The following is a 26,427-nucleotide window of genomic DNA, read 5'->3' on the forward strand; positions in this document are numbered from 1 at the left end:
GTGGCCGCGACGGTCGCCCTGGTGGGCGCCACCGGCGGGGTGGGCCGGCACGCCCTGGCTCACCTGCTGGCCTGGGGCGTGGACGTCGTACGCGCCGGCGCCCGCGAGCCGGGCCGACTCGACTGCGACAACCCGCGGGTCCAGCTGCGGGCGGTGGACGTCACCGACCCGGCGAGCCTGGACGCGTTCTGCGCCGGCTGCCACACAGTCGTCAACTGCGCCGGGCCGGCGGCCTCGATCGGCGACACGGTGGCCCGCGCGGCGGCCCGCTGCGGCGCCGGCTACGTCGACGCGGCCGGCGACGACCCGCTGCACGCGGCGGTGTCCGCCCTGCCCGGGGCTGCCGACCGGGTCGCGGTGCTCTCCGCCGGTCTGATGCCCGGCCTGTCCGGGTTGCTCCCCGCCTACCTCGCCGCGCAGATCCCGGGGGCGCGGCGGATGACCGGGTACGTCGGGGGCCGCGACGGCTTCACGCCCGGCGCCGCCCTGGACTTCCTCGCCGCCGGCACCGCCGAGTACGGCGAGCCGTCGGCCGCGTGGCGCGACGGCGCGCGACGCAGCCGCGCCCTCGCCGCCCGGACGGATGTGCCGGTGCCGTTCTTCGACGAGCCGGTGCTGTTGCAGCCGTACCTCAGCACCGAGACCGAGCGGGTCGCCCGCCGGCTCGGCCTGACCGACGTCGACTGGTGGTCGGCGTTCGCCGGCAGCCGGCTGCCGGCGGCGCTCGCCGCGGGCGCCCGCCGAGCGCGCGACGGCGCGACGGCGGCGCAGCTCGCCGACGCGGCCGCCGAGCTGTGCCGGGCGGCCGAGCTGGACACCTTCGGGCGGCCGCGCTACCAGCTGCTGGTCGTCGAGCTGACCGGCCCGGCGGGCGCCCGCGTGCTGGCCTGCCGGGGAACCGGCGCGAACGCGCTCACCGGCGCGGCGGTCGCCCTCAGCGCCCTGGCGGTCGCCGCCGGCGACGTGCCACCGGGCGTGCACCACCTGGCCGAGGCGGTGGACCCGGCCTGGGCGGTGGACGTGCTGCGCACGAGTCCGGCGGTCACGTCACTGCGCGTCGAGGACGGCCCGCCGGGGTCGTACGACCTGATCGAGGAGGGGGTGGCGTGAAACCGAGAGTGCTGGTCGCCGGCACCAAGTTCGGCCAGGTGTACCTGCAGGCGTTCCGGCAGCCGGACTTCCCGTTCGAGCTGGCCGGGATCCTCGCCGGGGGCAGTGCGCGGTCGGTGGCCTGTGCCCGGCACTACGAGGTGCCGCTGTGGACCGACGTCGCCCAGGTCCCCGAGGACGTGACGCTGGCCTGCGTGGTCATCCGTGGTGGCCTGCTGGGCGGGCCGGGCGGCGAGGTGGCCCGGGCGCTGATGCGGCGCGGCCTGCACGTGCTGCAGGAGCATCCGTTGCACCACGACGAGCTGGTCGAGTGCCTGCGCACCGCCGGCCGGGCCGGGGTCGTCTACCACCTGAACTCGTTCTACGTGCACACCGCGCCGGTGCGCCGGTTCCTCGCCGCCGCCCGGGCGCTGCTGGCCCGGCAACCGGCCCGCTACGTCGACGCGGCCTGCGGCTTCCAGGTCGCGTACGCGCTGCTGGACATCCTCGGTCAGGCCCTCGGCGGCGTCCGACCGTGGGGCCTCGGCCCGGCGGTCGACCTGCCCGAGCAGGTACGCCGGCTGTCCCGGGTGGACGTGCCGTTCCGCAGCCTCGACGGGGTGCTCGCCGGTGTGCCGCTGACCCTGCGGGTGCAGAACCAGATGGACCCGGCGGACCCGGACAACTACGCGCACCTGCTGCACCGGGTGACCATCGGCACCGAGGCCGGCAACCTGACCTTGGTCGGCACGCACGGGCCCACGGTGTGGAGCCCTCGGCCGGACTTCCCGCAGCAGGTGCAGGACCGGGGTGTGGGCCGACCGCACTTCGCCGACGGCGACGGCGACGAGCCGGACCACCTGGACGTGCCGAGCGCGCAGCCGCTGGCCGACGCGGTCGCGCCCAGCTATCGCAGGGTTTTCGAGGAGGTCTGGCCGGCCGGTGTCGGGTACGCGTTGGGCAACCTGCACGCCGCGGCGCTGGGCGGGAGGAAGCTGGCCCGCCACGGCCAGTACCACCTGAGCCTGTGCCAGCTGTGGCAGGACGTCACGGCCCGGCTGGGGCCACCCGAGCTGGTGCACTCCGTACCGCCGCGGATGTTCGTGGCGTCCGACGTGGCCGAGCTGGCCGACGCCGCGGCCGGGGCGGTCGACTCGCCGGTCGGCGCGGAACCGCAGCCGATCGGAGCGCGTCCGTGACCCCCGTCGCGCGGACGTGGCTGCGCTGCTTCCGGCCGCTGCGCTGGCCCGGGCTGCGTCTCGTCTGCTTCCCGCACGCCGGCGGCAACGCCGCGTTCTACCGGTCGTGGTCGGCGCAGGTGCCCGACGACGTCGAGGTGCACGGCGTGCAGTATCCGGGCCGGATGGACCGGTCGGCGGAGCCGTTCGCGGCCGACCTGCCGAGCCTGGCCGAGGGTGTCGCGCAGGCGGTGCGGGCGCTGCCGGCCGACGCGCCTGTCGTCCTGTTCGGGCACAGCCTCGGCGCGTCGGTGGCGTACGAGACGGCACGCCGGTTGGACGGGCCCGGCAGCGTGCTGCGGGCGCTGGTCGTCTCGGGTCGCCCCGGGCCGGGCCGGCTGCGCGCCACAAGCGTGCACCTGGCCGACGACGACACGCTGTGGGCGGAGACCGGCCGCCTCGGCGGCACCGGCCGCGAGGCTCTCGACCACGAGGGCGTACGCGCCATCGCGCTGCCGGTGCTGCGCGCCGACTACCGGATCGCCGAGACGTACCGTCCGCAGCCACCCGTGCCGCTGCGAGCGCCGGTGCTGGCCTGCGTCGGCGCGGACGACCCCGAGGTCACCGCCGACGAGGCCGGCGACTGGGCGACGCGCACCCGGGGCGGGTTCACCCTGCACACCTTCCCCGGCGGGCACTTCTACCTGCTGGCACGCCGCAACCAGCTCATCGACACCATCCTGCGGGCCACGCACCGCAGCCCGGTGCCCACCTGGTCGGCGGCCGGCCCGTGATCCCGGCGAGCGTGCACTACCACCGGGCCCGGGACCTCACCGAGGCGCTGGAGCTGCGCCAGGCGTACGGCGACCAGCTGCGGCCGCTGGCCGGCGGGCAGTCGCTGCTGCCGGCGCTCAAGCTGCGCCGTGACCGCGTCGACACCCTGCTGGACCTCGGCCGGGTCACCGAACTGTCGTACGTGGCGCACCGCGATGACCACCTGGCCGTCGGCGCGCTGACCCGCTACCACCGGCTGCTCGACGACCCGCTCGTCGACCGGCACGTTCCGCTGCTGGCGGCCGCGGCCGCGGCGGTCGGTGATCCGCAGGTGCGACACCTGGGCACCGTGGGTGGGGCGCTCGCGCAGGCCGACCCGGCCGCGGACGTGCCGCTGGCCCTGGTCGCGCTGGACGCCGTGGTGGTGCTGCGCAGCGCTACCGGCGTACGACAGGTGCCCGTCGCCGAGCTGGCCGTCGCGCCGGGTGTGACGGTCTGCCGGCCCGACGAACTCGTCACCGAGGTCCGGGTGCCGCTGCCCGGCCCGGCGCGGTGGCGCTACCGGACGTTCGCCCGGCCGGCGTTGGAGTGGTCCCTGGTGGCCGTCGCCGTCGCCGACTCCCGGGTGGCGCTGGCCGGGATGGGCCCGACCATCCGGCGGGCGTACGGGGTCGAGTCGGCCCTCGCGCAGGGCGCCGGTGTCACGGTCGCGGCGGCGCGGGCCGACGAGGGGTGCGACCCGCCCGACGACGGGCGGGCCTCGGTCGCGTACCGGCGGCACCTCAGCCGGGTGCTGGTGGCCCGTGCCCTGACCGATTCCGGCGCCACTGTGGAGGAACCACGATGAGCATCGACGCCCGGCCCGGTACGACGACCGTCGCCGTCACCGCCACCGTCAACGGCCGCCCGGAGAGCCGCCGGGTGCCGGCGCGCACCCTGCTGGTCCACCTGCTGCGCGAGGAGTTGGGGCTGACCGCCGCGACGGTGGGCTGCGACACCTCCTCCTGCGGTGCCTGCACCGTGCTGTTCGACGGTCGGTCGGTCAAGTCGTGCACCCTGCTGGCGGCGCAGGCCGACGGCGCCGACATCCGCACCGCCGAGGGGCTCGCCGACGGCGACCGGCTGCACCCGGTGCAGGAGGCGTTCCGGGAGCACCACGCCCTGCAGTGCGGCTTCTGCACCCCGGGAATGGTCCTCGCGGTGGTGAGCCTGCTGAAGGAGAACCCGGGACCGCTCACCGAGCACGACGTGCGGCACGCCCTCAAGGGCAACCTGTGCCGCTGCACCGGCTACCACAACATCGTCCGCGCCGTGCTCGCCCTCGACGAGGCCCGACAGGCCGGATGACCGCCAGAGATCGGAAGGGAGGCCGACCATGTCGGCGCGTTACGTACTCGGGGTGAACATCGGCTTCCACGACTCCAGCGCCGCGCTGGTCCGCGACGGCGCGCTCTGCGCCCTGGTCGAGCAGGAGCGGGTCAGCCGCCGCAAGCACGCGGTGGGCCAGCCGCCCGCCGAGGCGGTCGCCGCGTGCCTGGCGATGGCGGGCATCGCCCCGCAGGAGGTGGACACCGTCGCCATCGGCTGGGACTTCCGGGACATCCCGCTGGGCCGCAACCGGCGATTCACCACCGAGGGGCTGCGGGCGATGCTCTTCCCCGACGACGAGGACCTGAGCATGCCGGCGGTCCGCTGGGTGCCGCACCACGTCGCGCACGCGGCCAGCGCGGCGTACAGCTGCGACTGCGACGAGGCCGCGGTCCTGGTCCTCGACGGCGCCGGCGAGACGCAGTCGACCTCGTTCGGCAGGTACGCCGACGGCGAGATCGAGATCCTGCGGGAGTGGCCCGTGGAGCAGTCGCTGGGCTTCTACTACAACGCCGCCGCCGAGTGGGCCGGGCTGGGCTACTGGGGCACCGGCAAGCTGATGGGCCTCGCCGCCTACGGCAGACCCGGTCCCGGAGCGCCGGTGCGAGGAGTTCCCGGCGGGTACGAGCTGGTCTGCGGCACGCCCACCGCCGAGGTCCCCACCCGACGCGCCGCGACGCTCGGCCCGCTGATGGCCTACTACCCGGCGGTCGCCGAGTCGCTCAAACCCGAGTTCGGCAAGCTGTTCCCGTACGCGCCGCGCACCGGCGAGGAACCCATCGCGTACGCGGACTTCGCCGCGACGATCCAGCAGGGGCTGGAGGAGACGGTGCTGTCCCTGGCCGCCGATCTGCGTCGGCGGGTGGACACCCCGGTGCTGGCGCTCGCCGGCGGGGTGGCGATGAACTGCACGATGATCGGGGTGCTGGTCCGCAGTGGACTCTTCGACCGCGTCTACGTCCCGCCGGTGCCCACCGACGCGGGGGTGTCCCTGGGGGCGGCGCTGGTCGCGGCGCGGGAGTGCGGGGAGTTCACGCCCACCCGCCTCGACCACGCGTACTGGGGTCAGCCGATCACCACGGAGGCCGGCGAGGCGGCGGCCGCGCGCGCCGGCATGGTGCACCGCCGCCTCGGCGACGACGAGTTGGCCCGCTGCGTCGCGGGTGAACTCGCCCGGGGTCGGATCGTGGGCTGGGCGCGCGGGCGGGGTGAGATCGGGCAGCGGGCGCTCGGCGCGCGCAGCCTGCTGGCCGATCCGCGATCCCGGCGCAACCTGGAACGGCTCAACGTGCTCAAGGGCCGGGAGATGTGGCGTCCGGTGGCGCCCAGCATCCTCGCCGAGCATGTGTCGGAGCTGATCGAGGGGCCGGTCGGCGAACCGTCGAGGTTCATGCTGGCCGCCGCGTCGCTGCGCCCGGACGCCCGGCTGCGGGTTCCGGCGGTGACCCACGTGGACGGCTCCGCCCGCCCGCAGACCGTGCACCGCGACACCAACCCCGGCTACTGGGCGCTGATCGAGCAGTTCCGGCAGCTCACCGGAGTGCCGGCGGTGGTCAACACGTCGTTCAACCTGGCCGGTGACCCGATCGTGAACTCGGCCGCCGACGCGGTCGACACCTTCGTACGGGCCAAGGAGATCGACCTGTTGGTGCTCGGGGACGCGGTGGTGGCCCGCAGCGAGGCCGACCTCCCGGCCTGACCTGCGAGGGGGCCGCCCGGTCGGGCGGCCCCCTCGCGTCGAGCGCCTCAGACGCGGGTCGTTCGGCGGTCGCGCCGCCACACCTGGCGGAGCCGGTCGACGAAGAAGTCCCGGTTCACCCAGTAGAACTCCAGCCAGATGTTGTCCGGGTCGCGAAGCCAGATCTGCGAGCCCGCCTCGTGCTTGGAGGTGGTGATGCCGGAGTGCGTGACGCCGACGGCGTCCAGGTGGGTCACCCACTCGTCCAGGTCGGCGCGCTCGGGCACGTGGTAGGCCAGGTGGTGCAGCCCCGGGCGCCGCTCGTCGAAGCGGTCGCCGTCGACGCCGCCGTCGGGCGGGTCCACGAGGCAGCCCAGCACCACCGAGGCGAACGACGCCGTGTGCAGCAGGGTACGGAAGCGGAAGCCGGACTCGGGTGGCGCGACGTCGTTGACCACCACCATCTCGAAGACCGAGCAGTAGAACGCGGTGCTGCGTTCCAGGTCGACGACGGTGAGGTTGATGTGGTTGCGACCGTCCAGGCGTGGCATCGCCGGTCTCCTCAGGCCGTCCGGCCGGCCGCCGCGACGGCCGGTCTGCCCAGGGGCTGGCCGCCGTCGGGCGCGGGCACCGCCGGCACGGCCTCCAGGACCGACATCGACGAGGTCGGCGTGATCCGCGACAGCCGGAACCCGGCGTCGTCGAGCAGCGCGCGGAACTCCGGCTCGGTCCGGGTCCGCCCGCCGAACAGCGCGAGCGCCTTGACGTCCATCACCTTGCCGGTGTCGTCGTGGTTGCCGTAGCGGCTCACCGACTCGACGATGACCAGTCGACTGTCGGGCCGGGCGGCGGCGCGGACGTTGCGCAGGATCGCGGCGGCCTGCTCGTCCGGCCAGTCGTGGATGATCGTCTTGAGCAGGTACACGTCGGCGCCCTCGGGCAGCGGGTCGAAGAAGCTGCCGCCGCGGACCTCGCACCGGTCCGCGACACCCGTGCGGGCCAGCACGTCCGGCGCCTCGGTCACCACGTGCGGCAGGTCGAGCAGGATCGCGCGCAGCTCGCGGTGGCGGGCGAGCAGGCCGGCGACGAAGGTGCCGTGCCCGCTGCCCACGTCCACAAGCGTCCGGGCCGTGCCCAGATCCAGCGCCGGCGCGACGGTGCGCAGCACGAACGGGTTGACGCTCTCGGCCGACCGCTCGAACCGGACGCACTCGTAGGGGTGGTCGGCGAAGTGGTCGTAGTAGCGCGTGCCGCCGTGCACGTGCCCGAACGCGGTCTCGCCGGTACGCAGGCTGTGCGTCAGCCGCGCCCACGAGTAGATGTCCGGCGGCATGAGGGGGAAGCACTCGCGGACCGAGAAGGGGTGGTCGCTGCGCAGCGGTTCGGCCAGCGGAGTGAGCCCGAAGACCTCGGGCGTGACCTCGGTGAAGATGCCCCGCCCGGCCAGCGCGCGCAGGCCACGGGTCAACGCGCCGGGGTCGGCGCCGACGCGCCGGGCCAGCACGTCCACCGGCAACGGACCCTCGATGAGCTGGTCGGCGACCGCGAGGTCACACATGACCCGGATGGTGAACGGAACGATGTAGTCGGCCAGTTCGGTGAGGCGGGTGACCGACGCGAGGTCGATGCGAGGCGTCACGGACATGTCCGTACGGTATCCGGTCGAGCGTTGCGATACCAGATAGCATACGAGACACTTGATACGTGCATCTGAACCTGTTCACCCAGTGCTCGCCGTCGCCGCAGTTCAAGGGGTTCTGGCGGCACCCCGCCGACCGCAGCGCCACCGGCTACCGCGATCTCGGCTACTGGGTCGAGCTGGGTCGCCGGCTGGAGGCCGCCTGCCTGGACGCGCTCTTCTTCGCCGACGTGCACGGCACCTACGACGTCTACCAGGGCTCCTGGCGGGCCGCCGTGCGGCACGCCGTGCAGATCCCGTCGATCGACCCGCTGCTCGTGCTGCCGGCGATCGCGGCCACCACCTCCCGGCTGGGCCTCGCCGTCACCTACTCGACGACCTACCACGCCCCGTACGAGTGCGCCCGGGTGTTCAGCTCGCTGGACCACCTCACCGGCGGACGGGTCGCCTGGAACATCGTCACCTCGTATCTGCGGTCCGCGTCGGCGAACGGGCTCGGCTCGTACCTGGACCACGACGAGCGCTACGACCGGGCCGACGAGTACGTCGAGGTGGCCCGGCGGCTGTGGGAGGAGAGCTGGGACGACGACGCGGTCCGGCGCGACGTCGCCGCGAACGTCTTCACCGACCCGGACCGGGTGCGCGAGATCGGCCACGAGGGGCGCTGGTTCTCCGTGCGGGGCCCGCACCAGTGCGAGCCGTCGCCACAGCGCACCCCCGTGCTCTACCAGGCCGGGGCGTCCGGACGGGGGATGACGTTCGCGGCCCGGCACGCCGAGGTGGTCTTCCTGACCATGGCGGACCCGGCCAGCGGAGCCTCGCAGGTGGCCCGGCTGCGCGCCGAGGTGGCCGCACACGGGCGCGACCCGCGCTCGGTGAAGGCGTTGCAGGGCAGCATGGTGATGGTCGCCCCGACCCGGGCGGAGGCCCGCCGACGTGCCGAGGAGTACGTGGCGCTGTGGAGCGGCGAGGGCCAGCTCGCCAAGTGGTGCGGCTGGATGGACGTGGACCTCGCGGCGTACCCGGACGAGACGCCGGTGGCGGAGATCGCCGGGCAGGGCAGCCAGAGCTTCGTGGGTTTCCTGCGCCGGCTCGGACCCGAGCGCACCTGGACGGTCGGCGACGTGCGCTACCTGGTGGCGACCGCCCGCCGGCCCCGCACCGGAGCGCCGGTGACCCTCTTCGGCACGGTCGAGCAGGTCGCCGACCGGATGGAGGAGTGGTGCGCGGTGGCCGACGTGGACGGTTTCAACCTGATCCCCTGCCCGACGACCCAGGGCATCGACGACATCTGCGACCTGCTGGTGCCGGAGTTGCAGCGCCGTGGCCTGTTCCGCACCGCGTACGACCCGGCGGAGCGGACCCTGCGGGAGCGCTACTTCGGCGCCGGGGCGCCCGTGCCGGCCCGGGTGCCGGCCCGGGATACGCAGGCGCCGGCCGAACCCGCCGCCGCGCGCGGCTGACCCGCAGAACGTACGGCCGGCTCGGACGCCGCAGAGCCCACGGCCGGCTCGCACGGCCGGCTGAGATGCCGGCGCCGTGCGGTCAGAACATCGTGGTGTCGACGTCCGCGCCGGCCAGCAGCGCGCCGACAGTGGCGTAGCTGTCGCGGCTGTTGACGAAGTGCTGCGTCGCGGTGTTGATGTCGCGCAGCCGCCGTTGCAGCGGCGACGAGTCGAACACCGTCGACGCGCCGGCCAGCGCGTACGCCGTCTGCACGGCCTGTAGCGCGGTGGCCGTGACCTGCGTCGCGGTGGCCCGCAGGCAGGCGCGGTCCAGCGCGCCGAGCACCTCGCCGCGCCGCGCGGTCTCCCAGGCGGTGGCCGCCTCGCGGTGCAGCAGCGCCCGGGCCGCGCGCAGGGCCACGTGGGCCTCGCCGAGCCGGTCGTGGAACACCGGGGAGTCCGCCAGTGAGCGGGTGCTGAACGTGCGCCGGCGGCCGGCGGCGGCGTGGGCCGCCGCGTCGTGCACGGCCCCCTGCGCGATGCCGAGGTCGACGGCGGCGATGAGCAGCCCGGCCTGGGCGATGCGAAAGACCGTGCGGCGCACGTCGTCGCCGTCGCCGACCAGGCTGAAGCCGCGGTGCTCGGGGCAGATTCGGCTGGCCACCCGCACGTCCTGGCTGGCCGTGCCACGCAGGCCCAGCACCTGCCAGGTGTCGACCTGCTCCAGCTCACTGGCGGGGAAGAGCACCATCCGCGTCAGCGGAGCCCCGTTGGGCAGGGTGCGGGGGGTCCGGCCGTCGAGCACGATGCAGTTCAGGTAGATCCAGCTCGCCTGCGGGCTGCCGGTCACGAACGGCCACTGGCCGTTGACCCGCCAGCCGCCCGCGCCGTCCGGGGCGGCCCGGCCCTTCGGCGCGACCGCGCCGGCGCCCAGCACGTCCGGGCCGTGCGCGTAGATCTCGTCGCGGGCGGCCTCGGGAAAGCAGGCGAACAGCAGGTGGGCCAGGCCGACCTGCCCGATCAGCCAGCCGGTGGAGGCGTCCGCCGTGGAGAGCTGCTCGATGACGCGCAGCGCCTCGCCCAGCGGCAGGTCCGCGCCACCGTACGCGGCCGGCACCAGCATCCGCAGGCAGCCCGCGGCGCTCAGCTCGGCGAGAACGTCCTCGGGGACCCGGCCCGCCCGGTCAATCTCGGCCGCCCGCTCGGCGAGCGCGGGGAGCAGTCCGTCGACGCGGGGAAGCGTACTGGTCACGGTTGGACTCTATCGCCTTCCTCGTATCTTGTTTAGCCTTGTATCTGCTATCAATCTCGGATAGACGTACTGGGGAAGGAGGTGACGGGCCGATGACCGAACGCGCCGTTGCGGAATCGCCGCTGCTGAGCTGGCTGGAGCATCCCCGGCAGGACCGGGGCGTGCACTTCGCCGCCGCGGGCGACGACTGGACCTTCCTGTCGTACTCGGAGCTGGCCGAGCGGACCCGGGTGATCCTGGCCGGCCTGCGGGCGGTCGGGGTGGTCCCGGGCGACGTGGTGTCCATCGTCGAGCCCGCCGGCCCCGACTTCGTCGCCACGCTGTTCGCCGCGATGGCCGCCGGGGCGGCGCCCTCACCGATCGCCCCGCCGCTGAACTTCCAGGACCGCGCGGTCTACGGCGAACACGTCCTGGGCCTCCTGCGCGCCGCCGCGCCACGGGTGGTGGTCTGCGCGTCCACCCTCACCGCGGCGATCGCGCCGCTGGCCGCCACCGCCGGGGTCCGGCGGGTGCTGAGCGCCGACGAGCTGGCCGACGCCGCCGGCGGCTCCCGGGGAACGGTCGCGGCGCCCGGCCCGCTCGCGCTGCTGCAGTTCACGTCCGGCTCCAGCGGCCGCGCCCGGGGCGTGCAGGTGCCGCACGCCGCGCTGGCCGCCAACGTCGCGGCGATCCGGCGGTGGCTGGCGATGACCCCCGACGACCCGACCGCGTCCTGGCTCCCGGTGCACCACGACATGGGCCTCATCGGCTGCCTCGTCACCCCGGTGGTCAACACCAGCGACCTGTGGCTGATGCCGCCGGAGGAGTTCGTCCGCAACCCCGGGCGCTACCTGCGCTGCTTCGGGGCACGCGGGGCGCGGCTGACCTCGATGCCGAACTTCGGGTTGGAGTACATCGCCCGCCGCGTGCGCCCCGAGGCGCTGACCGGGCTGGACTTCTCCGCCTGGCGCGCGGTCATCGTCGGCGCCGAACGCGTCGACGCCGAGGCACTGCGCCGCTTCTGCGCGCTGCTCGGCCCGCACGGCTTCGACCCCCGCGCGCTGCTGCCCGCGTACGGGCTGGCGGAGGCGACCCTGGCCGTCACCGGGCTGCCGCTCGACGAGCTGTACCACGCCGTCGAGCTGCGCCCCGACCGGCTGCGGCTGGGCGCGCGGGCCGTCCCGGACCCGGCCGAGGGCGTCGACGGCGGCGTCGAGGCGTACCCGGTGGTGGGCTGCGGCCGGCCGCTGACCGGGGTACGGGTGCGGATCGTGGACGAGGCCGGCACACCGCTGCCGGACGGGGTGGTCGGCGAGATCGAGGTGCACGGCCCGTCCGTCGCCCAGGGGTACGTCAACGCCGACGACTCGGCGTCGCAGACCGCGCTGGGCGCAGGGGTGCTGCGCACCGCCGACGCCGGGTTCCTGCACGACGGGCAGTTGCACGTGCTGGGCCGGCTCGGCGACAGCATGAAGGTCCGCGGCCGGGCGGTCTTCGCCGAGGACCTCGAATGGGCCATCTGCCGCCCCGGGGTGCCGGCGCAGCGGATGGCCGCGCTGCTGGGCCACCGGGGCGGCACCGCGACAGTCGTGGCCGTGTTCGAGCAGGCCCAGCCGGAGTGGCTAGCCCAGGCGGAGCGCGAGCTGCGCCGCCGGGCGGAGGGCGCGCAGGTCGTCATCGTGGACGCCCCACGCGGCACCATCGCCCGCACCTCCAGCGGCAAACCCAAACGGCGCCAGCTGTGGCAGGCGTTCGTCGATGACCGGCTGCCCGGCACCGTGGTCACCACGGGAGCGGCCGGTCAGCGGGACCAGACCGAGCAGACGACGACGGCGTCCTGAGGGACGTTCGGACAGGAGGCGGGAATGACCGACGCGACCAGGTCGACGACAGCCGAGGTGCGGACCGAGGCGGAGGTGCGGGACTCGGTGACGGCGATCGTCACCGAACTGGCGCCCAACCCGGAGCAGACCGAGGGGGCGGGTGACTCGCGGCTGGTCGAGGACCTCGGTTTCCACTCCCTCGCGCTGCTGGAGTTGGCCTTCACCCTGGAGGACGAGTTCGAGCTGCCGCCGATCGACGAGACGACGGCCCGCAAGATCGTCACGATCGACGCGGTGGTGGAGCACGTGAAGGACATCCTGCGCTCGCGCGGCGAGCTGGCCAGTTGACCGGCCGCCCGGGGAACGCACCGGGCGCGGCGACACTGCGCGGCCCGACGCCCGGCGAGTCGGACCAGCGGGCCCGGGCGTTGTCGCTGCGGCTGTTCCTGGCCATGCTGCACACCCAGGAGCTGCTGGCCGGCTACCTCGGCGCCCGGCTGGGGCTGTACGAGGCGCTCGACCGGGGCCCGGCCGACGTGGCCGAGCTGTGCGCGCGTACCGGGATCGACAGCCGGTACGCGCGGGAGTGGCTGGAACAGCAGGCCGTCGCCGGGTTCATCGAGGTGGACGACGTGACGGCCGCCCCCGAGCGGCGGGTCTACCGGCTGCCGCCGGGGCACGCCGAGGTGCTGCTCGCCTCGGACAGCCCGCTGTCGCTGGTGTCGCTGACCATGCTGCCGCTGGGCGGGGTGGCCGGCGCGTTGCCGGCGCTGCTCGACGCGTACCGCACCGGCGCCGGGGTGCCCGACGAGATGTACGGCGACGACTGGCGGCACGGGCACTCGGGCGCCAACCGGGCGCTGTTCACGTACTCCCTGCCCGGTTGGCTCTCCTCGGCGCTGCCGCACCTTCACCAGCGGCTCGCCGCCGCGCCGAGCCGGATCGCCGACATCGGCTGCGGCGCGGGTTGGGCGGCGATCGCGCTGGCCGGGGCGTACCCCCTCGCCGAGGTCGACGGCTACGACCTGGACGCGCCGACGGTGGCCGCGGCGCAGGCGAACGCCGCGGCCGCCGGTGTGGCCGACCGCGTGCGGTTCCACCGGCGCGACGCCGTGGACCCGGAGCTGGCCGGCCGGTACGACCTGGTCTGCGTCTTCGACGCGCTGCACGAGATGAGCCAGCCGGTGTCGGTGCTGCGGGCGTGCCGGCGGCTGCGCGCCGACGCCGGCGCGGTGCTTGTGCTCGACGCCAAGGTGGCACACCGGTTCGTCGCACCCGGCGACGAGATCGAGCGTTTCCAGTACGCCACAAGCGTGCTGCACTGCCTGCCGGCCGGTCTGGCCGGGCCCGACTCGACGGCCAGCGGCACGGTCCTGCGGCCCGCGCAGGTCCGCCGGTTCGCCACCGAGGCGGGCTTCACCGACGTGCAGATCGTGCCGGTGGACGACCGGTTCCACCGGCTGTACCACCTGACCGGCTGAGAGGGGGCGGGGGAGGGCGGCGACGCCGTCCCCCGCGCCGGCTCAGCCCGCCAGCTCGGCGCCGAGCGTCCGCTTGTCCACCTTGCCCACCGGAGTGTGCGGCAGCGCCGTGCGCAGCTCCAACCGGTCCGGCAGCTTGTACGCGGCCAGCCCCCGCCCGGTGAGGAAGTCCCGCAACTGCCCCAGGGTGGGGGCGTCGGCGCGGGGCACCACCACCGCGCAGGTCTTCTCGCCCAGCACCCGGTCGGGGACGGCGAGCACGGCGACCTCGCGGACCCCCGGGTGGGCGAGCAGGTGCTCCTCGACCTCGCCGGCCGGGACCTTCTCGCCACCCCGGTTGACCACCTCCTTGATCCGGCCGACCACGACCAGCTCGCCGGTCGGGGTCCAGCGGACCAGGTCCCCGGTGCGCAGGAAGCCGTCCGGGGTGAAGGTGCGCGCGTTGTACTCCGGCACCCGGTAGTAGCCGCGCAGGGTGGTCGGACCGAGCACGATCAACTCACCCACCTCGCCGGGCACGACCTGCCGGCCGGCGTCGTCGACCACCTGGAACTCGTCGGCGTCGGACAGCGGACGGCCCTGGGTGTGCGCGGCCAGCTCCGGCGGGTCGTCCGGGCGGGTGCAGCAGATCGGGCCCTCGGCCATGCCGAAGAAGTGCGCCAGTCGGATCCCCAGCTCCCGGGTCACCCGCTCGGCCACCGCCGGGCTGAGGTTGGCGCCACCGACCTCGACCACCAGGCCGTTCAGGTCGGCGCCGAGCATCGGCGCGAGGTCGGCCCACAGCGGCAGGAAGGGCGGCATCAGCGTGGTCAGGGTGACTCGCTCGCGGGCGATCAGCCGGAACGCCTCGTCGGGGCTGGGACTGCCGGCCAGCACGGCGGTGGCGCCGACCCGCAGCGCGCCGAGGACGCCGGGGCAGCCGAGCGCCGCGTTGTGGGCGACCGGCAGCGCGGCGAGATAGACCCCGTCCGGCCCGAACCCCATCGCGGCCGCGGTCGCCCGCAGCTGGTACGCGTAGTCGTCGTGGGTACGGGGGATCAGCTTCGGCAGGCCGGTCGAGCCGCCGGAGAGCAGGAAGAACGCGACGTCCGACGGGTCCGGAGCGGGCAGCGGCACCGGGTCTGCGTCCACGTCGGACAGGGCGGTGAACTCGCCGGGGTCGCCGACGACGAACACCTCCCGCAGCGACGGCGTCTCGGCCCGTACGTCGGCGGCGAGTTTGCGCAGGTCGTAGCCCTGGACCTGGTCGACGGTCGCGTACGCGACCGCCTCGGTGTGCGCGCACAGGTGGCCGATCTCCGCGCGCCGGTGCGCCGGCAGGGCCAGGACGGGCAGCGCGCCCAGGCGGAACAGGGCCAGGCACAGCACCACGAACTCGACGCTGTTGGGCAGTTGGACCACCACCCGGTCGTGCCGGCCGATGCCGTGGGCGCGCAGCCCGGCGGCCATCCGGTCGGCCCGGCGGTCGAGGTCGCCGTAGCTCACCCGCTGCCCGTCGGTGACCAGCGCGGCGCGCTCCGGGTCGGTCCGTGCCCACTCCCGGCCCAGGTCAGCGAGGGATTCGCCGCGCCAGTAGCCCTGCGCGCGGTAGCGCTCGGCCAGCTCCCGCGGCCAGCTCACACATCCGTCCAGCATCCCGTGCCTCCCGTGAACGACGGTGACAGCGACCCGCTCACAAGCTAGTGTGCAGATACACGAGATACAAGACACGTGATAGTGGAGGCGGTTGATGCTGGCGGCGCGGCCCCGTACCGACCTCGGTGCGCTGACCCGGCTCACCGAACTCGCCGACTACATCGTGCCGCTCACCATCCGGGTGATCGCCCAGCTCGGCGTCGCCGACCAGCTCGTCAACGGGCCGCGCCCGGTGGCCGAGCTGGCCGAGGCCACCGGCGCGCACGCCCCGTCGCTGCTGCGCGCCCTGCGGGCGCTCGCCGGCAAGGGCATCTTCACCGAGGTCGAACCCGAGGTGTTCGGCCTGACCAAGCTCGCCGAGCCGCTGCGCACCGACCACCCGCTGTCGCTGCGCGACGCGTACCCCCTGATGGCCGCGGACGTGCGCGCCTGGGCCGGGCTCACCCGGTGCCTGCGCACCGGGGAGGCCGCCTTCCCCCGCGTCCACGGCGCCGACTACTGGACCTACCTGGCCGGGCACCCCGCCGACAGCCTCGCCGTCGACCGCTGGATGTCGAGCCTCACCCGGCTGCACCTGCGCACCGTGCTGCCGGCGTGGCCGTGGGCGCAGGCCGGCCACGTCGTCGACGTCGGCGGCGGTGACGGCGCGTTCCTGGCCGGCCTGCTCAGCCGCTGCCCGCAGCTGCACGGCACGCTGCTCGACCTGCCCCACGTGGTGGCCGCCGCGCCGGCTCTGCTCGCCCGGGCCGGGGTGGCCGACCGGTGCCGGATCGTGGCCGGCAGCTTCTTCGACCCGCTGCCGGCCGGCGCCGACCTGTACGTGCTCAAGACGATCCTGCCCGGCTGGGAGGACGCCGACGCCACGGCCATCCTGCGCCGCATCGCCGCGGCGATGGGCCCGCGGAGCCGGCTGCTGCTGCTGGAAGCGATCATCCCCACCGGCGATGTCTTCGACGTCGCGAAGCTCGTCGACCTGCACACCCTGGTGCTCACCGGCGGTCGGCACCGCACCCGCGACGACCTCATCGACCTGTTGGCCGGCGCCGGCCTGCGGCTGGACCGGGTCGTCGCCACGCCCACGCTCACCGTGATCGCCGCCGGTCCCGCCGGGCCGCAGCTGACATCCCCCTAGGAGGTATCGATGGCCCCGAGCCGACCCCGGATCGACATCGAGTCGGTGTTCCGACTGACCGAGCTGGCCGACTACATCGTGCCGTTCACCGTGCGCGCGGTCGCCGAGCTGGGCGTCGCCGACCAGCTCGTCGACGGGCCACGGCCGGTGGCCGAACTGGCCGAGGCCACCGGCGCGCACGCCCCGTCGCTGCTGCGCGCCCTGCGGGCGCTCGCCGGCAAGGGCATCTTCACCGAGGTCGAACCCGAGGTGTTCGGCCTGACCAAGCTCGCCGAGCCGCTGCGCACCGACCACCCGCTGTCGCTACGCGACGCGTACCCGCTGCTGGAGCCCGACATCGAGGCGTGGGCCCACTTCGACCACAGCATCCGCACCGGACAGGCGTCGTTCGACCAGGTCCACCCCGAGGGCTACTGGCCGTACATGGCCGCCCATCCGCACGACAGCGCCCGCTTCGACGCCTCCCAGCAGGCGGCCACGCGGCTGGAGCTGCGGGCCGCGCTGCCCGCGTACCCGTGGGGTGAGCTGACCACAGTCGTCGACGTCGGCGGCGGCAACGGCGCCTTCCTCGGCGGCATCATGGCCCGCTTCCCGCAGTTGCAGGGCACCCTGTTCGACCTGCCGCACGTGGTCGCCGAGGCCGAACCGGTGCTGCAGAAGCTCGGCGTGGCCCAGCGGTGCACGGTGACCGGCGGCAGCTTCTTCGAGACCATCCCGGCCGGCGCGGACGCGTACCTGCTCAAGCGGATCCTCTACGGCTGGGACGACGACAACGCCGTACGACTGCTGAGCGCCGTGCGGGCGGCGATGCGGCCCGACAGTCGGCTGCTGGTGCTGGAGCCGGTGGTCGAGGCCGGCGACCGCTTCGACGTGGGCCGCCTCTACGACCTGCTCCTGCTGGCCATGGTCGGCGGCGGCGCCCGCTCCCGCGAGCACATCGAACGGCTGCTGGACGCCGCCGACCTGCGGCTGGCGCGCAGCGTGCCCACCATGATGTTCCCCATCCTCGAGATCGTCGCGAAGACGGAGGCGTGAGCGATGCGACTGGTCGTGGACTTCTCCCGCTGCGAGAGCAACGCGGTCTGTGTGGGGCAGGCGCCGGAGGTGTTCGACGTCGGTGAGGACGACCGTCTGCACATCACCGAACAGCCGTTGGAAGGCTCGCTGGCCAACCGGGTGCGCGAGGCCGCCCGCCGCTGCCCGAAGCAGGCGCTGTCCGTCGTGGACGACTGACGACGTACCCGATCCCGGCACGCCCGTGCCTGCACCGGGTCGAGGACGTAGGGGCTACGCCTGCGCATCGGATCCTTTGCTCTGCTTCAACGGAGGCAACACCCGGTGTCCGGATAACGGACGCGTGGTGTTGCGTGGGTTGAAGCAGAGCAAAGGACGGGCCTAAACATCCCCCGCCGCCCGCCGCCCGCGAAGCGCGGTGGCGTCGGAGCTAGCGGACGGCGTACGCCTCCCGGATGGCCGTCCAGACCCGCTCGGCGGTCACCGGCATGTCGATGTGCCGCACGCCCAGGTGGCGGACGGCGTCGACCACGGCGTTCTGCACCGCCGGCGGAAGTCCCACCGCACCCGACTCGCCCAGGCCCTTGGCGCCCAGCGCGTTCACCGGAGTGGGGGTCTGCGTCGCCACCGTCTCGAACGAGGGCAGCTCGGCCGCGCCGATCATGGCGTACCGGTGCAGGTCACCGTGCAGGGGCGTGCCGTCGGCGGCGAAGCGGACCTCCTCCACCAGCGCCTGACCGGCGCCCTGCGCCAGGCCGCCGTGCACCTGCCCCTCGGCCAGCAGCGGGTTGAGCAGCACACCCGCGTCGTCGACGGCCACCACCCGCCGCAGGGTCACCTGACCGGTCTCGGTGTCGACAAGCACCACCGCCAGGTGCGCGCCGAACGGGCAGGTCGCCGCCGTTGGCTGGAAGGTCGCCACCGCCGACAGCCCACCGTCAGGCCCTTCGGCGGTGGCCAGCTCGGTCCAGTGGACGACGTGCCCGGTGGTCGAGCGGAACCGTCCCTCGGTGTACTCCACCTCGTCGCGGGCCACGCCCAGGTGTCCGGCCGCCGCGTCCCGGCCCCGCTCCATGAGGGCCAGGGCCGCTTCGCGGACCGCCATGCCGCCGGTCTGCAACGACCGGGACCCTCCGGTGCCGCCACCCGCCGGGACCGTCGCGGTGTCGGAGTGGCGTACGTCGACGCGGTCCAGCGCCACGTCGAGCACGTCGGCGGCGAGCATCGCCCACGCGGTGACGTGGCCCTGCCCGTGCGGGCAGGTGCCGGAGTGGACGGTGAACCGGCCGGTGGTGTCGACGCGGATCGAGGCGTACTCGCTGCGGGTGTCCGCGCCGGTGATCTCCACGAAGGTGGACAGGCCGATGCCGAGCTGCTGGACGTCGCCGCGCTCGCGGCGGGCCGCCTGCTCGGCGCGTAACGCCGGGTAGTCGGCCTCGGCGAGCACCCGATCCAGCGCCGCCGGGTAGTCGCCGGTGTCGTAGCGGGCGCGGGTCACCGTGGTGACCGGAAAGCTCTCCGGCGGCAGCAGGTTGCGCCGACGCACCTCGGCCGGGTCCAGGCCGATCTCCGCCGCGTACACGTCGACCATCCGCTCCAGCGCGGCGACGGCCTCCGGCTGCCCGGCGCCCCGGTACGACACCACGGGCGTGGTCGTGGTGGTGACGCTGGACGAGCTGAACTTCGCCCGGCTGATCGCGTACGGGCCGGTGAGCATCGTCCGGGTCCAGAACGGCAGGATCGCGCCGATGCGCGGGTACGCCCCGGCGTCCTGCACGACCTCCAGCGCGTACGACACGATCCGCCCGTCGCGGGTGCCGCCCAGCTCGGCGCTCTGGTGCTGGGCCCGGCCGTGCCCGGCGGCGGTCATGCTCTCGCTGCGGGTCTCCGCCCAGCGCACCGGGCGGCCGAGCCGACGGCTGGCCCAGGCGACGAGGACGTCCTCCCGGCTGGCGAACGCCTTGGAGCCGAACGCCCCGCCGACGTCGCCGTTGACCACCTGGACCCGGTCCTCCGGCTCACCGAGGGCCGCCGCGAGCTGGCCGCGCCACAGATGCACGGCCTGACTGCCGGCGCGGTAGCGCAGCCCGTCCGGCCCCCACTCGGCCTGCCCGGCGCGGGCCTCCAGGGGGCAGGGCGCGACCCGGGGGTTGCGCATCCGCTGCCGGACGACCACCTCGGCGCCCTCGTGCAGCTCGGCGCGTCCGGCCGGGCGCCGAAAGCCCAGTTTGAGCACCATGTTCGTGCCGGCCTCGGGGTGCAGCACCAGCTCGTCGGCGAGGGCCTCCTCGACGTCCACCAGGGCCGGCAGGGGCGCGATATCGGCCGCGACGAGGGCGGCGGCGTCGACCGCCTCGGCGCGGCTGGTCGCCAGCACCGCGGCGACGGGTTCGCCGACGAAGCGCACCACGCCGTCGGCGAGCACCGGGGTGGTCATCTTCTGGTTCAGCACCCCGGCCTCGGGGGGCAGCGGCGGCAGGTCCACGTCCGCCGCCGTGAAGACCGCGACCACGCCGGGGGCTCGGCGGGCGGCGTCGGTGTCCACGCCCCGCAACCGGCCGTGGGCCACCGTCGAGCGGACGATGACCAGCTCCAGCGAGTCGGGCACCCGTACGTCGTCGACGTACGTGCCGCCGGTGGTGAGCAGGGCGCGGTCCTCGGTACGCCGGACCGGTCGGCCGATCAGTGACATCTGCGACTCCTGGTTGCTGCGGCCCGGCGCCCGCTCAGGCGGGGGTGACGGCGAGCGGGATCGACGCGTACGACCGGAAGAGGGCGCTGGGCTCGCGGACCGGGTCGGCGGCCAGGTCGATGTCGGTGAGCCGGTGCGCGAGCCGCTCGAAGACGACAGCTCCCTCGATGCGGGCCAGCGCGGCGCCGAGGCAGCCGCGTACGCCCCCGCCGAAGCCGACGTGCGGGTTGGGGTGCCGGCCGATGTCGACGCGAGCGGGGTCGGCGAAGACGTCCTCGTCGTGGTTGGCGCAGCCGAGCAGGAGGAAGACCGACCGGCCGGGCCGGATCACCCGGTCGCCGACCGGGATCGGGGCCAACGCCAGCCGCGCGGTGTACTGGATCGGGGCGTCGAACCGGACGAACTCCTCGGCCGCGGTGGCGGCCAGCGACGGGTCGGCGCGCAGCCGACGCCACTCGTCGGGCCGGTCGGCCAGGGCGATGCTGCCGGTGCAGACCATGTTCATGGTCGTCTCGTAGCCGGTGAAGCAGAGGAAGACGATGTTGTCGACGACCTCGTCGATCCCCTCGGCGGGGTCCGCCACGGCGAGCATCCGGTCGAGCAGGTCGCCGTTCGGATCGGCGTGTCGGTCGGCGAGCAGGTCGCGGACGTACCCGCGCAGCCAAGCGAGGGCCTCGTCGGCCGCCGCGCGGTCGGCCTCGGGCACGAACGGCGTGAAGGCCCGGCCCAGCGCCGCCGAGCGGGGCCAGACCTCGGCCCGGGTCCGCGCCGCCGGCAGGCCGATGAGTTCGCACACGACTGTCGCGGCGACCGGAAACGCCAGGTCGGCGACGGCGTCCAGGCGGCCGGCGTCCAGCGCCGGGGCGAGCAGTTCGTCGACGAGGTCGCCGACGCGGCTCGCGGTGCGCCGGGCCACGCCGGGGCTGAACGCGCGGACGATCTGCTGGTGCAGCCGGCTGTGGTCGTCCGGATCGCGGGTGGGGATGATGCGGCGGAACACCTCGCGGGAGAGATCCTGTGCCATCCGGAACTGCGGGTCGTCCTCCGGGAAGGTGTTGCTCAGCCGGCGGTCGCGCAGCAGCGCGGCCACGTCCCGGTGCCGGGTCACGCCCCAGCTCGCCGGCCCGAAGCGGCACAGCGGGCCGGCCGCCCGCATCCGCGCGTACGTCGGGTAGGGGTCGGCGACGACCTCGGGCGCGAGCGGGTCCATCCGCGCCGGCAGGACGCGGCCGGCGGGGCTCACGGCCGCACCGCCACGGGCACGCTGGCGTACGAGCGCAGCGTCCCGTCGGTCTGCCGGCGGGCCGGGCCGGCCGGGGTCAGCGTGCCGAAGGTGCGCAGCAGGGTCTCGAACGCGACCTGCGCCTCCACCCGGGCCAGGTAGCCGCCGAGGCAGTGGTGGATGCCGCCGCCGAAGGACAGGTGCGGGTTCTCCGCGCGGGTGATGTCGAGGCGGTCCGGGGCGGCGAACTGGTCGGGGTCGCGGTTGGCGCTGCCCAGCAGCAGGATCAGCACCCGGCCGGCGCGGATGGTGCGCTCGCCGACGTCCAGATCCTCCCGGGCGAGGCGGGCGACGCCCTGGATCGGGGCGTCGTAGCGCAGGAACTCCTCGACGGCCCGGGGGGTCAGGGTCGGGTCCGACCGGAGCAGGGCGAGCTGGTCGGGGTGATCGAGCAGGGCGGCCACCCCGGTGGCGATCAGGTTGGTGGTGGTCTCGAAGCCGGCGAAGAAGGCGAACACCGCGTTGTCCACGATCTCGTCGTCGCCGAGCACGGCGCCGTCGTCGTCGGTCGCGGCCAGCATCCGGGACAGCAGGTCCTCACCGGGTTCGGCGCGACGCCGCTGAAGGATCTCACCGAGGTAGCCGCGCAGCCACTCGACCGCCCGGTCGGCGGCCGGGCGGTCGTCGTCGGGCACGATCGCGGCGAACGCCTTGCTCAGGTCCAGCGCGTACGGGCGGATGCGCTCGTGGTCGGCCGGCGGGATGCCCATCAGGGCGCAGACCACCATCACCGGCAGGGGAAAAGCGAGATCCGAGACCGCGTCGAAACGTCCGGTGCGGGTCGCCGGGGCCAGCAGCTCGGTGACCATCTGCTCGATGCGGGGGCGCAGCCGGCGGACCAGGGCGGGGCTGAACGCCTTGGCCATCAGGCGCCGCAGCCGGCCGTGCTCGGGCGGGTCGCGGTAGAGGATGATGCTGCCGAAGAAGTCGCCGGCCGCGCCGTCGCCGGCCGACATCCGGTGGTAGGCGGCCGGGAACTCGCTGCCCAGGCGCGGGTCGCGGACCAGCCGGGCGACGTCGGCGTAGCGGGTGACACCCCAGCTGCCGGGGCCCATCCGGCACAGCGGGCCGGCCGCCCGCAGCGCCGCGTAGGTGGGATAGGGGTCGGCCACCACCGCGGGATCACGGGCGTCGAATCTCGGCGGCATGCCGGTACGGGCCGAGGTCATGCCCGCCAGTATGCTCAACCAAAGATACGAGAAACAAGTACTTCCGAGATACGCGAAACACTATTAGGCTTCCGAGCCATGACCGAGACCGTGGTGAGCGCTGACCCCCGGATCATCGCGATGGAGTTGCTGATGAAGGCCCCGGCCACCGTCAGCAGCCCGTACCCGCACTACCACGCGCTGCGGACCGCGGCGCCCAAGTACCGGATGGAACAGCCCGGTCAGGGTGTGGGTTGGGTGCTCACCGCGTACGACGACTGCCGGGCCGCGCTGCGCAACCCGTCGCTGGACAAGTCCGCGCAACGCCCCCGGATGGGCGACTCCCGTGGCCGCGAGGGCGCCCGCACCCTGCTGTTCCTCGACGGGCCGGAGCACACCCGGCTGCGCGGGCTGGTCAGCCGGGTGTTCACCCCGCGGCGTACCGAGACCCTGCGCCCCCGACTGACCGCCTTCGTCGACGGGCTGCTCGACGACATCACCGCCCGCATCGGCCCCGGTGGCGGCGAGGTCGACATCGTCGGCTCGTTCGGCTTCCCGCTGCCGGTCATGGTGATCGGCGAGCTGGTCGGCGTGCCGCCGGAGGACTGGCCGCTGCTGCGCCGGCTCACCCGCGCCGCGTCCGGCGGGCTGGAGATCTTCGCCCCGGAGGAGGTGCTCAAGGCATCCGATCAGGCGCTCGGCGAGATGGAGGAGTACTTCGCCGACCTGGTCCGCAAGCGCCGTGAGGATCCCCGCGACGACCTCGCCTCCGCGCTCGGCCAGGTCGAGATCGACGGTGACCGGCTCTCGGTCGACGAGCTGATCCAGGTGATCGTGCTGCTCTTCGGCGCCGGCTTCCAGACCATGACCGACCTGATCGGGCTCGGCACGCACGCGCTGTGCCGCAACCCCGACCAGTTGCAGCGGCTGCGCGCCGAACCGGAGCTGACCCGCTCCGCGGTCGAGGAGCTGCTGCGTTTCGACTCCCCGGTGCACGTGCTGGGCCGGGCCGCCTTCGAGGACACCACCTTCGTCGACGGCACCCCGCTCAAGAGCGGCGAACACGTCATCACCCTGATCGGCGCGGCCAACCGTGACCCGGCCCGCTACGCCGACCCGGACCGGCTCGACATCGCCCGTTTCGCCGGCGCCGAACCGCCGGAGACGCCGCTGTCGTTCGCCTGGGGCCCGCACCACTGCCTCGGCGCGCAGCTCGCCCGCGCCGAGGGGCAGATCGCCTTCCGCCGCCTGGTGGACCGGTTCGCGGTCATCGAGCTGGCCGACCCGGACGCCGACGAGATCGACCTCGAATGGCGGCACAGCAGCACGTTCCGGGGCCTGGAGGAGCTGCGCGTCCGGCTCGTCCCGGCCTGAGCACCAGCGAACCACCACGCGCCGACCAGGAGGGGGAGTCCATGCCGGAGGCGGTGATCGTCGAGGCGGTGCGGACGCCGATCGGCCGGCGCGAGGGTGCGCTGTCCGGCCTCAAGGCCGTGCAGCTGCTGCGGCACGTGCAGGTCGAGGTGCTGCGCCGCTCCGGCATCGCACCCGGCGAGGTGGAGCAGATCATCGGCGGTTGCGTCACGCAGGTCGGCGAGCAGAGCCTCAACGTCACCCGCAACGCCTGGCTCAACAGTGGACTCGACTACGAGGTCGCGGCGAGCACCGTCGACGCCTCCTGCGGCTCCGCGCAGCAGGCCAACCACCTGATCGCGGCGCTCATCACCGCCGGCGCCATCGACGTGGGCATCGCCTGCGGCGTGGAATCGATGAGCCGGGTGCCCGTCGGCACCAACCTCTACCAGGGGCCCGGCCACTACAAGACACCCGACTACCCGTACGACGATCCGCCGAAGGCGCAGTTCGGCGGCGCCGAGCGGATCGCGGCCCGGCAGGGGCTGACCCGCGCGGACGCCGACGCCTACGGGCTGCGCTCGCAGCAGCGCGCGGCGCGGGCCCGCGACGAGGGCCGCTTCGACCGGGAGATCACGCCCGTGCCGCTGCCCGACGGCAGGTCGGTCGACGCCGACGAGGGCATCCGCGACACCACGGCGGAAGGGCTGGCCGCCCTGCGTCCGGTGCTCCCGGACGGCATCCACACCGCCGGGACCACCTCGCAGATCTCCGACGGCGCCGCGGCGATCCTGTGGATGTCGCGGGAGCGGGCCGACGCGCACGGCCTGCGGCCCCGGGCCCGGCTGGCGCACCAGGTCGTCACCGGCGCCGACCCCTACTACCTGCTCGACGGCCCCACGGTGGCCACCCGCAAGCTGCTCAAGCGCGCCGGCATGACCCTCGACGACATCGACGTCGTGGAGGTCAACGAGGCGTTCGCCGCGGTCGTGCTGTCCTGGGCCGCGCACCACGACGCCGACCTGGACCGGGTCAACGTCAACGGCGGCGCCATCTCGCTCGGGCACCCGCTGGGCAGCAGCGGCACCCGGCTGCTGGTGACCGCCCTGCACGAGCTGGAACGCGCCGACGGCGAGGCAGCCCTGGTCACCATGTGCTGCGGCGGCTCGCTCGGCACGGCGTCGCTGCTGGTGCGGGAGTAGGCGGCATGGACACCGAGACGCGCACCGCGCCGGCCCGCGACGCCGCGGCCTTCTACGCCGACGCCCGCCACGACCTGACCGGGCCGTTGCACGGCGTACGGGTCCTGGACGTCACGAAGGTCTGGTCCGGCCCCATCGCGAGTTGCGTCCTGGCCGACCTCGGCGCGGACGTCCTGCGCGTGGAGATGCCCGGCAACCGGGAGGGGTTGATGCCCCCGGACATTCCCGGCACCGGCCTGTCCTGGTTCCGCCAGAGCGTGCACCGCAACAAGCGCAGCATCGGGCTCGACCTGCGCCGCCCCGGCGCGGCCGAGGTCTTCCTGCGGCTCGTCGCCACCGCGGACGTGGTGGTGGAGAACTACAAGCCCGGCACGCTGGACGCCTGGGGCGTCGGCTACCAGGCGTGCCATGCGGTCCGGCCGGACGTGGTGCTGGTCTCCGTCTCCGGCTACGGCCAGTACGGCCCGGACGCGCAGCGACCCGGGTACGACCCGACCACCCAGGCGGCCGCCGGCTGGATGGCGCTCAACGGCGACCCCGACGGCGCTCCGCTGAAGGCGCCCACCTTCCTCGCCGACGACCTCGCCGGGCTGCACGCGGTGATCGGCGCGCTCGCCGCGCTGCGCCACCGCGACCGCACCGGCGAGGGTCAGCACGTCGACGTGAGCATGCTCGACTCGCTGCTGTTCTCCAGCAACGGCTACCTCACCCTCGGTGCGACCGGGGTGCCGCTGCGCCGCTGGGGCGACCAGGCCGACTTCGTGGTGCCGGCCGGCTGCTTCCGGTGCGCCGACGGCCACGTCTACGTGGCGGTCGCCCTGGACCGCTCCTGGCGTCGCCTGGCCGAGGTCGTCGGCCGCCCGGAACTGGCCCGCGCGCCCGGGTACGCGACGAACGAGGAACGCCGCGACAACCGCGCCACGGTCAACGCTGTCCTCGCCGACTGGTGCGCCGGGCGGAGTTGCGCCGAGGTGGTCGACATCCTCGACGCCAACGGGATCACCGCCGAGCGGGTGCGGACCTTCGCCGAGGCCGCGACCGACCCGCAGGTGCACGCCCGGGCCATGGTGCAGGAGACGGTGCTGTCCAACGGCAGCACCGCGCCACTGACCGGGCCGGCGGTCAAGTTCTCCCGGACACCGACCGCCGTCCGCTCCGGCGCCCCCGAGCCCGGCGCGGACACCGACCGGGTTCTCGACGAGGTGGGCGTCGACGCGGCCACGCGGGACCGGCTGCGCGCGCAACGGGCCATCGGATGAGCAG

General features: G+C 74.4%; 23 protein-coding genes. 16 read left to right on the plus strand and 7 right to left on the minus strand.

Features of this window, described 5'->3' with window-relative positions; genetic code table 11:
* The 6 genes from ACFYPR_RS18460 to ACFYPR_RS18485 are packed head-to-tail and all read left to right on the plus strand — an operon-like array spanning nt 1 to nt 6,108.
* Entirely contained in the window at nt 1-1,110 is a 1,110-nt protein-coding gene (locus ACFYPR_RS18460; RefSeq protein WP_387261042.1) for an NAD(P)H-binding protein, read from the plus strand.
* On the plus strand, nt 1,107-2,288 hold the full coding sequence (locus ACFYPR_RS18465; RefSeq protein ID WP_387261045.1) for a Gfo/Idh/MocA family oxidoreductase: 1,182 nt from the start codon (nt 1,107-1,109) through the stop codon (nt 2,286-2,288). The genes ACFYPR_RS18460 and ACFYPR_RS18465 overlap by 4 nt, the downstream gene beginning before the upstream one ends.
* Nucleotides 2,285-3,061 carry an alpha/beta fold hydrolase gene (locus ACFYPR_RS18470; RefSeq protein WP_363941027.1) on the plus strand — a complete coding sequence of 259 codons (777 nt, stop codon included), beginning with the start codon at nt 2,285-2,287 and terminating at the stop codon, nt 3,059-3,061. Before ACFYPR_RS18465 ends, ACFYPR_RS18470 begins: the two co-directional genes overlap by 4 nt.
* Nucleotides 3,058-3,888, plus strand: coding sequence for an FAD binding domain-containing protein (locus ACFYPR_RS18475; RefSeq protein WP_387261048.1), 831 nt, complete (start codon nt 3,058-3,060; stop codon nt 3,886-3,888). The genes ACFYPR_RS18470 and ACFYPR_RS18475 overlap by 4 nt, the downstream gene beginning before the upstream one ends.
* Nucleotides 3,885-4,388: a (2Fe-2S)-binding protein gene (locus ACFYPR_RS18480; protein WP_387261051.1), complete on the plus strand. Its 504-nt coding sequence runs from the start codon at nt 3,885-3,887 to the stop codon at nt 4,386-4,388. Before ACFYPR_RS18475 ends, ACFYPR_RS18480 begins: the two co-directional genes overlap by 4 nt.
* A gap of 28 nt (nt 4,389-4,416) precedes the next feature.
* Nucleotides 4,417-6,108, plus strand: a complete 1,692-nt coding sequence (locus ACFYPR_RS18485) for a carbamoyltransferase (protein ID WP_387261053.1) — start codon at nt 4,417-4,419, stop codon at nt 6,106-6,108.
* Nucleotides 6,109-6,155: 47 nt separating this feature from the next.
* Here the strand turns inward: ACFYPR_RS18485 and ACFYPR_RS18490 are convergent, their stop codons facing one another.
* Nucleotides 6,156-6,638, minus strand: coding sequence for a VOC family protein (locus tag ACFYPR_RS18490; protein WP_355067516.1), 483 nt, complete (start codon nt 6,636-6,638; stop codon nt 6,156-6,158).
* 11 nt (nt 6,639-6,649) lie between these two features.
* Nucleotides 6,650-7,732, minus strand: coding sequence for a methyltransferase (locus ACFYPR_RS18495; protein ID WP_387261056.1), 1,083 nt, complete (start codon nt 7,730-7,732; stop codon nt 6,650-6,652).
* A gap of 59 nt (nt 7,733-7,791) precedes the next feature.
* Between ACFYPR_RS18495 and ACFYPR_RS18500 the strand changes: the two genes are divergently transcribed.
* Nucleotides 7,792-9,189, plus strand: a complete 1,398-nt coding sequence (locus ACFYPR_RS18500) for an LLM class flavin-dependent oxidoreductase (protein WP_387261059.1) — start codon at nt 7,792-7,794, stop codon at nt 9,187-9,189.
* An 82-nt stretch (nt 9,190-9,271) separates the two neighbouring features.
* Here ACFYPR_RS18500 and ACFYPR_RS18505 read toward each other — a convergent pair whose 3' ends face one another.
* Nucleotides 9,272-10,423 carry an acyl-CoA dehydrogenase family protein gene (locus tag ACFYPR_RS18505; RefSeq protein WP_387261062.1) on the minus strand — a complete coding sequence of 384 codons (1,152 nt, stop codon included), beginning with the start codon at nt 10,421-10,423 and terminating at the stop codon, nt 9,272-9,274.
* Between the two features lie 92 nt (nt 10,424-10,515).
* On the opposite strand from ACFYPR_RS18505, the gene ACFYPR_RS18510 reads away from it, so the two are divergent.
* From ACFYPR_RS18510 to ACFYPR_RS18520, 3 genes are read left to right on the plus strand one after another with little or no spacing between them, the layout of a single operon-like run.
* Entirely contained in the window at nt 10,516-12,243 is a 1,728-nt protein-coding gene (locus tag ACFYPR_RS18510) for an AMP-binding protein (RefSeq protein WP_387261066.1), read from the plus strand.
* 24 nt (nt 12,244-12,267) lie between these two features.
* Nucleotides 12,268-12,573 (plus strand): acyl carrier protein, encoded by a 306-nt coding sequence (locus tag ACFYPR_RS18515; protein WP_007460186.1) that lies wholly within the window; start codon nt 12,268-12,270, stop codon nt 12,571-12,573.
* Nucleotides 12,570-13,706, plus strand: a complete 1,137-nt coding sequence (locus ACFYPR_RS18520; protein WP_354855229.1) for a class I SAM-dependent methyltransferase — start codon at nt 12,570-12,572, stop codon at nt 13,704-13,706. The genes ACFYPR_RS18515 and ACFYPR_RS18520 overlap by 4 nt, the downstream gene beginning before the upstream one ends.
* Nucleotides 13,707-13,748: 42 nt before the next feature.
* Here the strand turns inward: ACFYPR_RS18520 and ACFYPR_RS18525 are convergent, their stop codons facing one another.
* The gene (locus tag ACFYPR_RS18525) at nt 13,749-15,341 is read right to left on the minus strand and encodes an AMP-binding protein (RefSeq protein WP_354855230.1); all 1,593 of its coding nucleotides are present in this window, start codon (nt 15,339-15,341) and stop codon (nt 13,749-13,751) included.
* Between the two features lie 94 nt (nt 15,342-15,435).
* Between ACFYPR_RS18525 and ACFYPR_RS18530 the strand changes: the two genes are divergently transcribed.
* Genes ACFYPR_RS18530 through ACFYPR_RS18540 form a run of 3 tightly spaced genes read left to right on the plus strand, consistent with a single transcriptional unit; the run spans nt 15,436 to nt 17,706 of the window.
* Nucleotides 15,436-16,473 carry a methyltransferase gene (locus ACFYPR_RS18530; protein WP_387261070.1) on the plus strand — a complete coding sequence of 346 codons (1,038 nt, stop codon included), beginning with the start codon at nt 15,436-15,438 and terminating at the stop codon, nt 16,471-16,473.
* A gap of 9 nt (nt 16,474-16,482) precedes the next feature.
* Nucleotides 16,483-17,508, plus strand: a complete 1,026-nt coding sequence (locus ACFYPR_RS18535; protein ID WP_387261072.1) for a methyltransferase — start codon at nt 16,483-16,485, stop codon at nt 17,506-17,508.
* A 3-nt stretch (nt 17,509-17,511) separates the two neighbouring features.
* Nucleotides 17,512-17,706, plus strand: coding sequence for a ferredoxin (locus ACFYPR_RS18540; RefSeq protein ID WP_234584997.1), 195 nt, complete (start codon nt 17,512-17,514; stop codon nt 17,704-17,706).
* Between the two features lie 211 nt (nt 17,707-17,917).
* Here ACFYPR_RS18540 and ACFYPR_RS18545 read toward each other — a convergent pair whose 3' ends face one another.
* From ACFYPR_RS18545 to ACFYPR_RS18555, 3 genes are read right to left on the minus strand one after another with little or no spacing between them, the layout of a single operon-like run.
* Nucleotides 17,918-20,179, minus strand: coding sequence for a xanthine dehydrogenase family protein molybdopterin-binding subunit (locus ACFYPR_RS18545; RefSeq protein WP_354855232.1), 2,262 nt, complete (start codon nt 20,177-20,179; stop codon nt 17,918-17,920).
* 34 nt (nt 20,180-20,213) lie between these two features.
* Complete coding sequence (locus ACFYPR_RS18550) at nt 20,214-21,422, minus strand: cytochrome P450 (protein ID WP_354855233.1); 1,209 nt, start codon at nt 21,420-21,422, stop codon at nt 20,214-20,216.
* Nucleotides 21,419-22,630: a cytochrome P450 gene (locus ACFYPR_RS18555; protein ID WP_354855234.1), complete on the minus strand. Its 1,212-nt coding sequence runs from the start codon at nt 22,628-22,630 to the stop codon at nt 21,419-21,421. The genes ACFYPR_RS18550 and ACFYPR_RS18555 overlap by 4 nt, the downstream gene beginning before the upstream one ends.
* A gap of 78 nt (nt 22,631-22,708) precedes the next feature.
* Between ACFYPR_RS18555 and ACFYPR_RS18560 the strand changes: the two genes are divergently transcribed.
* Genes ACFYPR_RS18560 through ACFYPR_RS18570 form a run of 3 tightly spaced genes read left to right on the plus strand, consistent with a single transcriptional unit; the run spans nt 22,709 to nt 26,423 of the window.
* Nucleotides 22,709-23,983, plus strand: coding sequence for a cytochrome P450 (locus ACFYPR_RS18560; RefSeq protein ID WP_354855235.1), 1,275 nt, complete (start codon nt 22,709-22,711; stop codon nt 23,981-23,983).
* Between the two features lie 41 nt (nt 23,984-24,024).
* Nucleotides 24,025-25,164, plus strand: coding sequence for a steroid 3-ketoacyl-CoA thiolase (locus ACFYPR_RS18565; RefSeq protein WP_354855236.1), 1,140 nt, complete (start codon nt 24,025-24,027; stop codon nt 25,162-25,164).
* Between the two features lie 5 nt (nt 25,165-25,169).
* Nucleotides 25,170-26,423 carry a CoA transferase gene (locus ACFYPR_RS18570; RefSeq protein ID WP_354855237.1) on the plus strand — a complete coding sequence of 418 codons (1,254 nt, stop codon included), beginning with the start codon at nt 25,170-25,172 and terminating at the stop codon, nt 26,421-26,423.
* Nucleotides 26,424-26,427: the final 4 nt, after the last annotated feature.

The sequence above is a fragment of the Micromonospora sp. NPDC005254 genome (assembly GCF_042872525.1).
Classification (GTDB): domain Bacteria; phylum Actinomycetota; class Actinomycetes; order Mycobacteriales; family Micromonosporaceae; genus Micromonospora.